This window comes from Shinella kummerowiae, assembly GCF_009827055.1.
GTDB classification, from domain to species: Bacteria; Pseudomonadota; Alphaproteobacteria; order Rhizobiales; family Rhizobiaceae; genus Shinella; species Shinella kummerowiae.
Genome location: NZ_WUMK01000009.1, coordinates 270,475 through 283,041, shown reverse-complemented (window position 1 = coordinate 283,041; position 12,567 = coordinate 270,475). Strand labels below are relative to the sequence as shown.

10 protein-coding genes are annotated in these 12,567 nt (G+C 62.9%); 7 read left to right on the top strand and 3 right to left on the bottom strand.

All coding sequences use genetic code 11. From position 1 onward, the window contains the following. Positions 1–20 precede the first annotated feature (20 nt). From hisS to GR138_RS23490, 6 genes are all read left to right on the top strand, one after another. Complete coding sequence (gene hisS / locus GR138_RS23515; RefSeq protein ID WP_160861689.1) at positions 21–1,535, top strand: histidine--tRNA ligase; 1,515 nt, start codon at positions 21–23, stop codon at positions 1,533–1,535. 1 nt (position 1,536) lies between these two features. Next, positions 1,537–2,664, top strand: coding sequence for an ATP phosphoribosyltransferase regulatory subunit (locus tag GR138_RS23510; RefSeq protein WP_160861688.1), 1,128 nt, complete (start codon positions 1,537–1,539; stop codon positions 2,662–2,664). Further along, positions 2,661–3,356, top strand: coding sequence for an ATP phosphoribosyltransferase (hisG, locus tag GR138_RS23505; protein ID WP_160861687.1), 696 nt, complete (start codon positions 2,661–2,663; stop codon positions 3,354–3,356). Before GR138_RS23510 ends, hisG begins: the two co-directional genes overlap by 4 nt. A 92-nt stretch (positions 3,357–3,448) precedes the next feature. Then, positions 3,449–4,156 carry a glutathione binding-like protein gene (locus GR138_RS23500; protein ID WP_160861686.1) on the top strand — a complete coding sequence of 236 codons (708 nt, stop codon included), beginning with the start codon at positions 3,449–3,451 and terminating at the stop codon, positions 4,154–4,156. A gap of 95 nt (positions 4,157–4,251) precedes the next feature. Continuing rightward, positions 4,252–5,469: an FAD-dependent oxidoreductase gene (locus tag GR138_RS23495; protein WP_160861685.1), complete on the top strand. Its 1,218-nt coding sequence runs from the start codon at positions 4,252–4,254 to the stop codon at positions 5,467–5,469. A 186-nt stretch (positions 5,470–5,655) separates the two neighbouring features. After that, positions 5,656–8,454 (top strand): bifunctional diguanylate cyclase/phosphodiesterase, encoded by a 2,799-nt coding sequence (locus GR138_RS23490; RefSeq protein ID WP_160861684.1) that lies wholly within the window; start codon positions 5,656–5,658, stop codon positions 8,452–8,454. A gap of 6 nt (positions 8,455–8,460) precedes the next feature. Here the strand turns inward: GR138_RS23490 and GR138_RS23485 are convergent, their stop codons facing one another. From GR138_RS23485 to groES, 3 genes are all read right to left on the bottom strand, one after another. Then, entirely contained in the window at positions 8,461–8,907 is a 447-nt protein-coding gene (locus tag GR138_RS23485) for a hypothetical protein (RefSeq protein ID WP_160861683.1), read from the bottom strand. Between the two features lie 487 nt (positions 8,908–9,394). After that, entirely contained in the window at positions 9,395–11,035 is a 1,641-nt protein-coding gene (gene groL, locus GR138_RS23480; protein ID WP_160861682.1) for a chaperonin GroEL, read from the bottom strand. Positions 11,036–11,091: 56 nt separating this feature from the next. Continuing rightward, positions 11,092–11,388 carry a co-chaperone GroES gene (gene groES, locus GR138_RS23475; protein WP_069059687.1) on the bottom strand — a complete coding sequence of 99 codons (297 nt, stop codon included), beginning with the start codon at positions 11,386–11,388 and terminating at the stop codon, positions 11,092–11,094. A 320-nt stretch (positions 11,389–11,708) separates the two neighbouring features. Between groES and GR138_RS23470 the strand changes: the two genes are divergently transcribed. Continuing rightward, entirely contained in the window at positions 11,709–12,557 is an 849-nt protein-coding gene (locus GR138_RS23470) for a TIGR01459 family HAD-type hydrolase (RefSeq protein WP_160861681.1), read from the top strand. Positions 12,558–12,567: the final 10 nt, after the last annotated feature.

Below are 12,567 nucleotides of genomic sequence, written 5' to 3'. Positions count from 1 at the left end.
CAGGAATTTCGGGTATCGCGATGAGCGAAAAGCAGAAAAAACCGCAGAAGCTGAGAGCCCGCCTGCCGCGCGGCTTCGTCGATCGTGATGCCGCGGATATCCGCGCCGTCAACGAGATGACCGCAAAGATCCGCGCGGTCTACGAGCATTACGGCTTCGATCCGGTGGAAACCCCGCTCTTCGAATATACCGATGCGCTAGGAAAATTCCTGCCGGACAGCGATCGCCCGAACGAGGGCGTCTTCTCGTTGCAGGACGATGACGAGCAGTGGATGAGCCTGCGCTACGATCTGACGGCGCCGCTTGCCCGCCATGTCGCGGAAAACTTCAACGAGATCCAGCTTCCCTACCGCACCTACCGCGCCGGCTACGTTTTCCGCAACGAGAAGCCCGGCCCGGGCCGTTTCCGCCAGTTCATGCAGTTCGACGCCGATACGGTCGGCGCCGCCGGTGTCCAGGCGGATGCCGAAATGTGCATGATGATGGCCGACACGATGGAAGCGCTCGGCATTGCCCACGGCGACTACGTCATCCGCGTCAACAACCGCAAGGTTCTCGACGGGGTCATGGAGGCGATCGGCCTTGGCGGCGAGGACAAGGCGGGTGCCCGCCTCAACGTGTTGCGCGCCATCGACAAGCTCGACAAGTTCGGCCCCGAGGGCGTGAAGCTCCTGCTCGGCGCAGGCCGCAAGGATGAATCCGGCGACTTCACCAAGGGCGCGGGGCTGGAGGCCGAGCAGATCGAAAAGGTGCTGTTCTTCGTCGGTATCAAGGATTATGCGCAAAGCGCCGCCGACCTCGCAAAGCTGCTCGAAGGCAGTGCGCGCGGCGGTGAAGGTGTCGAGGAGTTGAACCAGATCGGCCATCTCGTCACGTCGGCAGGTTATGGTTCGGACCGCATCAAGATCGATCCCTCCGTCGTGCGCGGCCTCGAATATTACACCGGTCCGGTCTTCGAAGCCGAGCTGCAGTTCGCCGTCACCAACGAGAAGGGCGAAAAGGTCGTCTTCGGCTCGGTCGGCGGCGGTGGTCGTTATGACGGCCTCGTCTCGCGCTTCATGGGCCAGCCGGTGCCGGCCACCGGTTTCTCCATCGGCGTCTCGCGCCTGATGACAGCGCTGAAGAACCTCGGCAAGCTTGGGCAGGACGAGGTGATCGCCCCGGTTCTGGTCACCGTCATGGATGGCGACGTCGAGAGCATGGGGCGCTACCAACGCTTCACGCAGGCGCTGCGCAATGCCGGCATCCGCGCCGAAATGTACCAGGGCAACTGGAAGAAGTTCGGCAACCAGCTCAAATATGCCGACCGCCGCAATGCGCCGATCGCCATCATCCAGGGCGGTGACGAGCGGGCCGAAGGCGTCGTGCAGATCAAGGACCTGATCGAAGGCAAGCGGCTTTCCGGCGAGATCGAGGACAACACCTCCTGGCGCGAGGCGCGTGTCGCGCAGGTCTCCGTGCCGGAAGCCGATCTCGTGGAAAAGGTCCAAGAGATCCTTGCGGCGCAGGCCGAAGACCGGGCGCGGGCTGGCTGACATGCCCCTCGTCAACCTCCCCGCCTTCGCACCCGATCTGATTGCCGATCTGGAAAAGCTCGGCACGGAGCGCGTCGATACACCGGTCATCCAGCCGGCCGAACCCTTCCTCGACATGGCGGGCGAGGACCTGCGCCGGCGCATCTTCATGACGGAGAGCGCGACCGGCAAGAGCCTGTGCCTGCGTCCTGAATTCACCATTCCCGTGTGCCTGCGCCACATCGAAACGGCGACCGGCACGCCGCGGCGCTACGCCTATCTCGGTGAGGTCTTTCGCCAGCGCCGCGAGGGCGCGAACGAATTCTATCAGGCCGGTATCGAAGACCTCGGTGAACCGGATGTCGCGCAGGCCGATGCACGCGCTGTGCGCGATGCCTTGACGGTGCTCGCCAACCGCTTGCCGGGCATAAACCTGTCGATCGTTCTCGGCGACCAGTCGGTGTTCGAGGCCGTCGTCGCGGCCTGCGGCCTGCCGACCGGTTGGCAGAAGCGGCTGGTCCACGCCTTCGGCAACCAGGCGCAGTTGCAGAAGCTGATGGCCGACCTCTCCGACCCCGCACCGTCCGGCGTCTTCGGTCCGGAAGTCGAGCGTCTCGCCATTCTCGGCAAACTCGACGACGAGGCGGGGCTCATCGCCCATATCGACGAGACGATGGAAGCGACCGGCTATTCCACCAATGCCAGCCGCAGCCCGGCCGACATTGCCAAGCGCCTGCGCGAAAAAATGGAGCTCGCCAACACACGGCTCGACAGCCGGACGCTCGGATTGCTCAAGGAGTTCCTGGCGCTCGAACTCAGCCTTGCCGAAGCGCCGCAGGCGCTCGCAGCCTTTGCCGGCAAGGCCGGTCTTTCGCTTGGCGAGGCGCTTGCCCGCTTCGAAAGCCGCGTTGCGGCGTTGCGCCAAGCCGGCGTCGATCCGGCGACGATCACCTACCGTGCCGCCTTCGGCCGTCCGCTCGATTATTATACCGGCCTGGTCTTCGAGATCGAAGGCAATGCGCTGGTGCTCGCCGGTGGCGGCCGTTTCGACCGGTTGTTGACGCTGCTGGGCGCGAAGGAGCGTATTCCGGCCGTCGGCTTCTCGCTCTGGCTCGACCGTATCGCGAGCGTGAAGGGAGCCGCCGCATGACCATCACCATCGGTCTGCCATCCAAGGGGCGCATGAAGGAGGATTCCTCCGCCGTGCTCGCCCGCGCCGGCTTCACCGTCACCGCCGTCGGCAATGACCGCTCCTACCGTGGCCGGGTCGAAGGCCGCGACGACATCGAGATCGCCTTCCTCTCGGCATCGGAAATCTCCCGCGAGATCGCCAACGGCACCGTCGATTTCGGCGTGACCGGGGAGGACCTCGTGCGCGAGGGGCTGGCGGAGGCCGATGCCCGCGTCGAATTCTGCGCCCGCCTCGGCTTCGGCCATGCCGATGTCGTCGTCGCCGTGCCGGAAATCTGGCTCGATGTCGATACGATGGCCGACCTCGGCGACGTCGCCGCTGATTTCCGCGCCCGTCACGGCCGCCGTCTCACCATCGCCACGAAATACTGGCGGCTGACGCAAAAATTCTTCTCGGGCAACCACGGCATCCAGCTCTACCGCATCGTCGAAAGCCTCGGCGCCACGGAAGGCGCGCCGGCCTCCGGCTCGGCCGATATCATCGTCGACATCACCTCGACCGGCTCGACGCTTGTCGCCAACCATCTGAAGATTCTCTCCGATGGCGTTATCCTGAAGTCCGAAGCCTGCCTCGTGCGCGCCCGCAAGCCCGAGCATGAGGGCAGTGCGGTGGTGGCGGAGATCGTGGAGCGGGTGCGCGGCGTGCTCTGAGGCGCGCCGGTCCCGACTGGAAAATTCCCTCCCCACCCTGACATCCTCCGGCAAGCTGCCCTATCTATGAGCTCCCATCCAAGGAGTGTTTCATGGCAGATCTGTCGTCCTTCCCCATCACCCAGAAGTGGCCCGCTAAAAACCCGGACATCATCCAGCTCTATTCGCTGCCGACGCCGAATGGCGTGAAGGTGTCGATCGCGCTGGAGGAACTCGGTCTTGCCTATGAGGCCCACCGGATCGAGTTCGGGCCTGAAGGCGTGAAGTCGCCGGAGTTCGTCTCGCTGAACCCGAACGGCCGCATTCCGGCCATCATCGACCCAAACGGTCCGGACGGCAAACCGATCGGCCTCTTCGAATCCGGCGCGATCCTCGTCTACCTCGCCGAAAAGACCGGCAAGCTGATCCCGGCCGATCCGGCTGCGCGGTATGAAACGCTTTGCTGGGTGATGTTCCAGATGAGCGGCGTCGGCCCGATGTTCGGCCAGTTCGGTCATTTCCACAAATTCGCCGCCGACAAGGTCGCCAACAATCCTTATCCGGCCGAACGCTACCGGGATGAGTCCAAGCGCCTGCTGTCCATATTGGACGCTCGTCTGAAGGACCGCCAGTTCATCATGGGCGACGACTACACCATCGCCGATATCACGACCTTCCCGTGGATCCGCGGCGCGGATGTCTTCTATGGCGGTCGCGAGGCGCTGGACTATGCCGGCTTCCCCGCCGTCATGGCCTGGCTGGAGCGCTGCCTTGCCCGTCCGGCGGTCCAGAAGGGTCTTGAGATTCCGGCAAAGGCCTGACGCAAACGAAAAATCCGGCGGCGCGGCGATGAGTTGACGCCGCCGGTTCCGACGCGCTACCTCTCGGATAAAACAAGGACGGGACGGAACATATCGTGACGGGAAGACTGGTTGTTGTGGGTGGCGGTCAGGCCGCGTTTGCCCTCGTTGCAAAGCTGCGTGCACTCAAGGACGAACGGCCGATCACCATCATCGCCGCCGAGGCGAGCCATCCCTATCAACGCCCGCCGCTCTCCAAGAAATACCTGCTCGGCGAGGCCGATTTGAGCCGCCTGATGTTCCGCCCGGAAAGTTGGTATCCCGACAACCATGTCGATATCCGTTTGTCCACCGAGGTCACGTCCATCGACCGCGCGGCGAAGACGGTCACGCTGAGCGACGGTGCGACGCTACATTACGCCTATCTGGCGCTTGCCACCGGCGCCACGCCGCGCCGCCTGCCGGCCGACATTGGCGGCGACCTCGAGGGCGTCTTCACGGTGAGGGATTATCGCGACGCCGATCGCCTCGGCCTGGAAATGCAGGAGGGCCGCCGGGCGCTCGTCATCGGCGGCGGTTACATCGGCCTCGAAGCGGCGGCCGTCGCACGGGGCAGGGGGCTCGACGTTACCGTCATCGAGATGGCCGACCGCATCCTCGCCCGCGTGGCCTCTCCGGCAACGGCGACCATCCTCAAGGCGATCCACACGGCACGCGGCGTCGACGTGCGCGAAAAGACCGGCCTGGTGCGCCTGCTCGGCGAGAATGGCCGCGTTACCGGCGCGGAACTGACGGACGGGTTTGTGCTGCCGGTGGATGTGGTGATCGCCGGCATCGGCGTGACGGCGAATGATGCGCTGGCGCGAGATGCGGATCTGGAGGTTGCGAACGGTATTGTCGTCGATAGCCATGCCCGCACGTCCGATCCTGCGATCTTCGCGATGGGCGATTGCGCCGTGCTGCCCTTCGAGGGCAGTCGCGTGCGGCTGGAATCCGTGCAGAACGCGGTCGACCAGGCGGAGGCGGCCGCCGCCATCATCGCCGGTGGCGATGCGCCCTATCAGCCGAAACCTTGGTTCTGGTCCGATCAGTACGACGTCAAACTGCAGATCGCCGGCTTCTGCATGGGCTTCGACGATACGTTCGTCCGCCCCGGTCCGCGCGAAGGCAGCGTCTCCGTCTGGTATTTCCGCGGGGGCAAGCTGATCGCGGTGGACGCGGTCAACGATGCCAAGTCCTATGTCGTCGGCAAGAAGCTGATCGAGATGGGCCGCACTCCCGAACGCGCCGCCCTCGAGGACCCGGCGACGGACCTGAAGGCGCTCACGCTCTGAGACACTCACGTAGCGTGAGTTGTGCGACGTGACTGGTATGCACTGGCACAGTTGTATTGTTTTGATATTCGTTAAGTATGATAAAATCCGCGGAGGGCCGGCCTCCCTCAATGCTTTCTGAATTCACTCATTTTTTAGGGTTCTCACGCTGAGTGGGGTCATCTTGATCCCGCCGGGTGAGCCTTCATGTATCGCATTCTGACCTGCCTGACCGTCGAGCACGACCTCCGCCTCGTGCTGCTCGCGGCCTTCATCTGCTTCCTGTCCTGCTATGTGGCGGTGACGCTGGCGCAAAGGGCTCGTGTTGCGGAAGGCACGGCGCGCAATCTCTGGCTGGGTGCAGCCGGGACATCGAGCGGCTTTGGCATCTGGGCGACGCACTTCATTGCCATGCTGGCCTACAATCCGGGCGTCGCCATGGGTTTCGACATGGAGCCGACGCTCCTGTCCCTGGCGGTGGCCATCGTCATGACGACAATGGGGCTCTCGCTGGCCACCTATGTGTCCGGTCGCAGTGCCACGATTGCGGGCGGCCTGCTGCTGGGCGCCGGCATCACCTCCATGCACTATATCGGCATGTCCGCGCTGGAACTGCCGGGCCGTATCGTCTGGGACTACCCCTACGTTGTGGCCTCGGTGGTATTCGCTGCCATCTTTGGTGCCTTAGCGCTCATCTTCTGCATGCGCCCGCGGGCCGGTGTGCGTGATCGCGCGCTCGCAACCCTGCTCATGGCAGTCGGCGTTGTTTCGTTGCATTTCACCGCTATGGCGGCCGTGACGATCGAGCCGGGCCTGATGCCGGTGAGCGACGACACGATGCTGTCGGCGAGCCTGATGGTGCCGTTGATCGCCATCGTCGCCTTCTCGCTGCTCTTTGCCGGCCTGACCGCTGCTGTCTTTGCCCGGCAGGCGGAGCTTGCGGCCAGCGAAAGCACGCGCCAGTTCGCCATGCTCGTACAGGGCGTGAAGGATTACGCGATCTATATGCTTGATCCGGAAGGCCGCGTCGCCAACTGGAACGAGGGCGCCGAGCGCCACAAGGGTTACGCGGCGCACGAGATCGTCGGCCAGCATTTTTCCCGCTTCTACAGCGAGGAGGATCGCGCAGCCGGCCTGCCCGAGCGAGCGCTGCGCACCGCGCGCGAAGAGGGAAAATGCGAGAGCGAGGGCTGGCGTTACCGCAAGGACGGCGGCCGGTTCTGGGCGCATGTCGTCATCGATCCCATCCATGACGCCGGTGGCGTGCTCGTCGGCTACGCCAAGATCACCAAGGACGTGACGAAGGAAAAGGCCGATGCCGACCGGCTCGCCGCGGTGACGAAGAACCTCGATCTCGCGCTGGAAAACATGTCGCAGGGTCTCTGCCTGTTCGACAAGGACGAGCGTCTGCTGATTGCCAACAAGCGCTACAGCGAAATTTTCGGTTTCCCGGAAGGCCACGTCCAGCCCGGCATGACGCTGCGCGAGATCGTCGAGCAGGGCGTTGCCACGCTGTTTGCCGATCCTGATGTCCGGCAGGCCAAGGCGCGCGATGTCTACGCGCGCCGCCGCGCTGCAATCCTGGCCAATGACGGCGGTGCAATGGTCGAAAAGCTGCCGAACGGCACGTCGGTGCAGTTGCGCTACCGCACGCTGCCGGATGGCGCATGGGTCGCGACCTACGAGGACGTATCCGATCGCCTTCGCTCCGAAGAGCAGATCTCCTTCCTCGCCCGTCATGACAGCCTGACCGGCCTGCCCAACCGCGCGAGCTTCAACAACCGCCTCGAGGCCGACCTCGATTCGGCGCAGCGTTCCGGCGGCAAGGTCGCGGCGATCGGCATCGACCTCGACAAGTTCAAGGAAATCAACGACACGCGCGGCCATGCGGCGGGCGACGAAGTTCTGGTCACGCTGTCGAAGCGTATCGAGGCCTGCCTGGAGGCGGATGAAACGATCGCCCGCTTCGGCGGCGACGAATTCGCGGCCGCCAAGCGCTTCGAGGACATGTCCGAGCTGACCGACTTCATCCAGCGCCTCGAAGCCTGCCTCAACGCGGAAATCCGCATTGACGGCTACGACATCAAGCCGGGGGCCAGCCTCGGCGTGGCGATCTATCCGCAGGACGCGGACAATATCGAAGCGCTGCTCAACAATGCCGACCTTGCCATGTACCGCGCCAAGGATGCGCTGACCCAGACGGTGTGCTTCTACGAAGTCTCCATGGACGAGGCCGCCCGCAGCCGCCGCCTGATCGCCAACGATCTCTGGCAGGCCGTGGAGCGCAACGAGCTGCAACTGCACTACCAGGTGCAGAAGGCGGTCAACAGCGGCGAGACGCTCGGCTATGAGGTGCTGCTGCGCTGGCACCATCCGGTGCGCGGCACGATCCCGCCGTCCGACTTCATTCCGATTGCCGAGGAGTGCGGCGCCATCCTGCCGATCGGCGAGTGGGTGCTGCGGCAGGCCTGCCGCGAGGCCTCGACTTGGGATAACGAGCAGAAGATCGCCGTTAACCTGTCGCCGGTGCAGCTAGGCAATGCCGATGTCGCCGACCTCGTGCACCGGGTTCTGCTGGAAACCGGCCTCGACCCGCGCCGGCTGGAGCTGGAAATCACCGAGTCGACCATTATCGGCGACAAGGAGCGTGCCTTGCAGACGCTGCGCCGCATCAAGGCTTTCGGCGTCACCATCGCCATCGACGATTTCGGCACGGGCTATTCGTCGCTGGAAACGTTGCGCGCTTTCCCCTTTGACAAGATCAAGCTCGACCGCAGCTTCATGAGCGAAGTCGAGGCAAGCCCGGAGGCCAAGGCCATCATCCGCGCCATCCTGGCGCTCGGCCAGTCGCTGCGCGTTCCAGTCCTCGCCGAAGGCGTGGAGACGAGCAACCAGCTCGCCATCCTCCTCGACGAAGGTTGCGACGAAGCGCAGGGCTACTTCCTCGGGCGCCCGATGCCGATAGAGCGGATCCGGGTCGACGTGGAGACGAGCGAAGCGGCCTGAGCCGGCTTACTGCCGCTTGAAGCGGCGGCCGGCGAGGTCGATCTGGAAGCGCGGAAAGATGAAGACGCCGATGATCGTGCCGGCGTACTTCTCCTCGAGGCCTGTCGATTCCCCGACGCAGAACACCGGCTGGCGCGGTGCGCCATCGAGATGGATCGTCGTGGAAAAACAGAAGGACGAGGAGGAGGCAGCCGCTTGCTCGAAAAGCTCCAGCACGCGCGTGCGGTCGAGCGGCTCGTAGCAGCGGATCAGATTGAGCAGGCCGCAGGCACGCTGCGGCAGGCCATGCGCCAGCGCGGCCTTGTCACCGAGCGTGAACAGGCCGTTGGAAAGATCACCGGTCCAGCGCTCCGTCACGCAATATTGCGTCAACAGCTCGTTGTCCGTTTCGTCGAATTCCATCGAGCCCGGCAGAAAGGGCGACGAGAGATCAGTCTTGATTATCTTGAACACCCACGACCTCAGGCAGTTGCTCGAATTTGGCCGAACATGTCCCGTCCCTTGAGGGGCGCTACATGCTAAAATGACAGCGTTGGCTGACAACCTTCGAAGTCGGCCGAACGATTTTTCCATGAACTGAACTATACCCGGATCCTACCGTCGAACGGACCGGGGCTACGCGTAAAAACCGCCGCTGACCCTGTTCAGTCCCCGGCGGGTGCTATCCAATGCTTCGGGAAATCCGGTTGCGCGACAAACCGACAACACCGTGTCGGATTTTAGCGCCTGAACCCCGGGTGAATCTGAAAAGTTCACTTGGGGCGCCTTTATAATTGGTTTTCTGATGCCAGCAACGGCTTTTTGATAATTATTGCACGATTGGAAAAATTCTTTCCGCGGTAACGATACAACCTTTCCTCGCGGGAAAACAGAAAGGGCGACCCGAAGGCCGCCCTTTCCTAAACTGAACCGGATGGCTCAGATGCAGGACCCGAAGGTCTTACATCATGTCCATGCCGCCCATGCCGCCCATGCCGCCAGGCATGCCGCCCGGTGCATCCTTCTTCGGCAGTTCGGCGATCATGGCTTCCGTCGTGATCAGCAGCGAAGCAACCGAAGCTGCGTTCTGCAGAGCCGTGCGGACAACCTTGACCGGGTCGACGATGCCGAGTGCGATCAGATCGCCGTATTCGCCGGTCTGGGCGTTGTAGCCGTAGTTGTCTTCGTTCTTGTCGAGGATCTTGCCGACAACGATCGAAGCTTCGTCACCAGCGTTCTCGGCGATCTGGCGAACCAGCGACTGGAGCGCCTTGCGAACGATGTTGATCCCAGCTTCCTGGTCGTCGTTTTCACCCTTGACGGTGATCTTCGTGGAGGAACGCAGCAGGGCAACGCCGCCGCCCGGTACGATGCCTTCCTGAACAGCAGCGCGCGTCGCGTTGAGAGCGTCGTCGATGCGGTCCTTCTTTTCCTTCACTTCGACTTCCGTCGAGCCGCCGACGCGGATGACGGCAACGCCGCCAGCGAGCTTGGCAAGACGTTCCTGCAGCTTCTCGCGGTCGTAGTCGGAGGTGGTTTCTTCGATCTGAGCCTTGATCTGCGCGACGCGGCCTTCGATTTCAGCCTTCTGGCCGGCACCGTCGACGATCGTCGTGTTTTCCTTGGAGATCGAAACCTTCTTCGAACGGCCGAGCATGTCGAGCGTTACGTTTTCAAGCTTGATGCCGAGGTCTTCGGAGATGACAGTGCCGCCCGTCAGGATGGCGATGTCTTCCAGCATGGCCTTGCGGCGGTCGCCGAAGCCAGGAGCCTTGACGGCAGCGATCTTGAGGCCGCCACGCAGCTTGTTGACGACGAGCGTTGCGAGCGCTTCGCCTTCGACGTCTTCAGCGATGATGACCAGCGGCTTGCCGGTCTGGACGACGGCTTCGAGAACCGGCAGCATTGCCTGAAGGTTCGAGAGCTTCTTCTCGTGCAGGAGAATGAACGCGTCTTCGAGGTCGGCGATCATCTTTTCCGGGTTGGTCACGAAGTAGGGCGACAGGTAGCCGCGATCGAACTGCATGCCTTCGACGACTTCGAGTTCGGTTTCGGCGGTCTTGGCTTCTTCAACCGTGATGACGCCTTCGTTGCCGACCTTCTGCATGGCTTCAGCAATGTCGAGACCGACCTGCTTGTCGCCGTTTGCGGAGATCGTGCCGACCTGGGCAACTTCTTCCGAGGTGTTGATCTTCTTGGCCTTGGCCTGGAGATCCTTGACGACTTCAGCAACGGCGAGATCGATGCCGCGCTTCAGGTCCATCGGGTTCATGCCGGCGGCAACAGCCTTGTGGCCTTCGCGAACGATAGCCTGGGCAAGAACGGTTGCAGTCGTCGTGCCGTCGCCGGCGATGTCGTTGGTCTTGGAAGCGACTTCGCGAACGAGCTGGGCGCCCATGTTCTCGAACTTGTCTTCCAGTTCGATTTCCTTAGCGACGGAAACGCCGTCCTTGGTGATGCGCGGTGCGCCGAAGGACTTGTCGATAACGACGTTACGACCCTTCGGGCCGAGCGTTACCTTCACTGCGTCTGCGAGAACGTCGACGCCACGCAGCATCTTTTCGCGCGCGGTGCGGCCGAATTTGACTTCTTTGGCTGCCATTGTGTGAACTCCTGAAAGAGGTATCAGCGAATTTCGGAAAGGGATGACCGGCTAAATCAGCCGATGACGCCCATGATGTCGGCTTCCTTCATGATCAGAAGGTCTTCGCCGTCGAGCTTGACTTCGGTGCCCGACCACTTGCCGAACAGAACGCGGTCGCCAGCCTTGACGTCCAGCGGAACAACCTTGCCGGACTCGTCACGAGCGCCGGAACCGACGGCGACGATTTCGCCTTCCTGCGGCTTTTCCTTGGCGGTGTCAGGAATGATGATGCCGCCCTTGGTCTTTGCTTCGGATTCGACGCGACGTACGACGACGCGATCGTGAAGCGGGCGGAAGGTGGTGCTTGCCATTGTCTTATCCCTCGATCGAATGACATTGCGGATCCCGAAACTGGATCCGATGGATTGGTGTTAGCACTCACTGTTCAGGAGTGCTAGCGGCTTGGAGATAGGCGGCGGGGCTTTTCGAGTCAAGGAGAGCGCCGGGAAATTATTTTGCCGCGAATGGTTACCGCAGCCGGCAGATGGGAGTGACTTCGCATGCCATCAAGTCAGGACCATGAATTTCCGGCAGTTTCCCCGCCGATGCGGCAAAATTGTGGGAAGAGGCTTGTTTTCTTGGCGTCGCTTTGCAATGTCAGCCGGGCTCGACCTCGACACGGGAATTCCTGATGGCTCACCGCATCCAATCCTTCCGCGACATCACTGCGCATTATGACGTGGTGCTCTGCGACGTCTGGGGCGTCCTGCACAATGGCGTGGAAGCCTTTTCCTATGCCTCGGAAGCGCTGGCCGAAGCCCGTGCCGCTGGATTGACGGTCGTGCTCATCACCAATTCGCCGCGCCCCCATCCGGGCGTGAAGGTACAGATCCGTGGCCTCGGTGTCACCGACGATGCCTATGATCGCATCGTCACGTCCGGCGACGTCACCCGCGCGTTGATCGCGCAGGGGCCGAAAAAGATCTATTTCATCGGCGCGGAAAAGGATCTGCCTCTGCTCGATGGCCTCGGCGTCGAGCCGGTCGGTCTTGAAGAGGCGGGCATCGTCGTCTGCGCGGGCCTCCGCGAAGACGAGAAGGAAACCGTCGAGGACTATCGCGACGAGCTGACCGCGCTCGCGGCGAAAAAGCTGCCCTTCATCTGCGCCAATCCCGACCTCGTCGTCGAGCGCGGCCACCGGCTCATTCCCTGCGCCGGCGCGCTCGCCAAGCTCTATGAGGAGCTCGGTTGCACAAGCCAGATCGCCGGCAAGCCGCATCGGCCGATCTACGAGAAGTCGATTGCGGAGGCTGAGGACGTGCGCGGCGCCTTCGACCTGTCGCGTGTCATCGCCATCGGCGACGGCATGCCGACCGATGTGCGTGGTGCCGAAGCTTTCGGTCTCGACGTGCTCTATATTTCCGGCGGCATTCACGCGCAGGAATATGTCGAGGCCGGTCGCACGGACGAGGCAAAGCTGGAACGCTTTCTTGCTCAGGAAAATGCCCACCCGAAGTGGTGGATGCCCCGGCTGCGGTGACGGGACGGAG

Coding starts and splice junctions, on each gene's coding strand:
- hisS (WP_160861689.1), top strand. CDS start 21: ATGAGCGAAAAGCAGAAAAAACCGCAGAAGCTGAGAGCCCGCCTGCCG.
- GR138_RS23510 (WP_160861688.1), top strand. CDS start 1,537: ATGCCCCTCGTCAACCTCCCCGCCTTCGCACCCGATCTGATTGCCGAT.
- hisG (WP_160861687.1), top strand. CDS start 2,661: ATGACCATCACCATCGGTCTGCCATCCAAGGGGCGCATGAAGGAGGAT.
- GR138_RS23500 (WP_160861686.1), top strand. CDS start 3,449: ATGGCAGATCTGTCGTCCTTCCCCATCACCCAGAAGTGGCCCGCTAAA.
- GR138_RS23490 (WP_160861684.1), top strand. CDS start 5,656: ATGTATCGCATTCTGACCTGCCTGACCGTCGAGCACGACCTCCGCCTC.
- groL (WP_160861682.1), bottom strand. CDS start 11,035: ATGGCAGCCAAAGAAGTCAAATTCGGCCGCACCGCGCGCGAAAAGATG.
- groES (WP_069059687.1), bottom strand. CDS start 11,388: ATGGCAAGCACCACCTTCCGCCCGCTTCACGATCGCGTCGTCGTACGT.
- GR138_RS23470 (WP_160861681.1), top strand. CDS start 11,709: ATGGCTCACCGCATCCAATCCTTCCGCGACATCACTGCGCATTATGAC.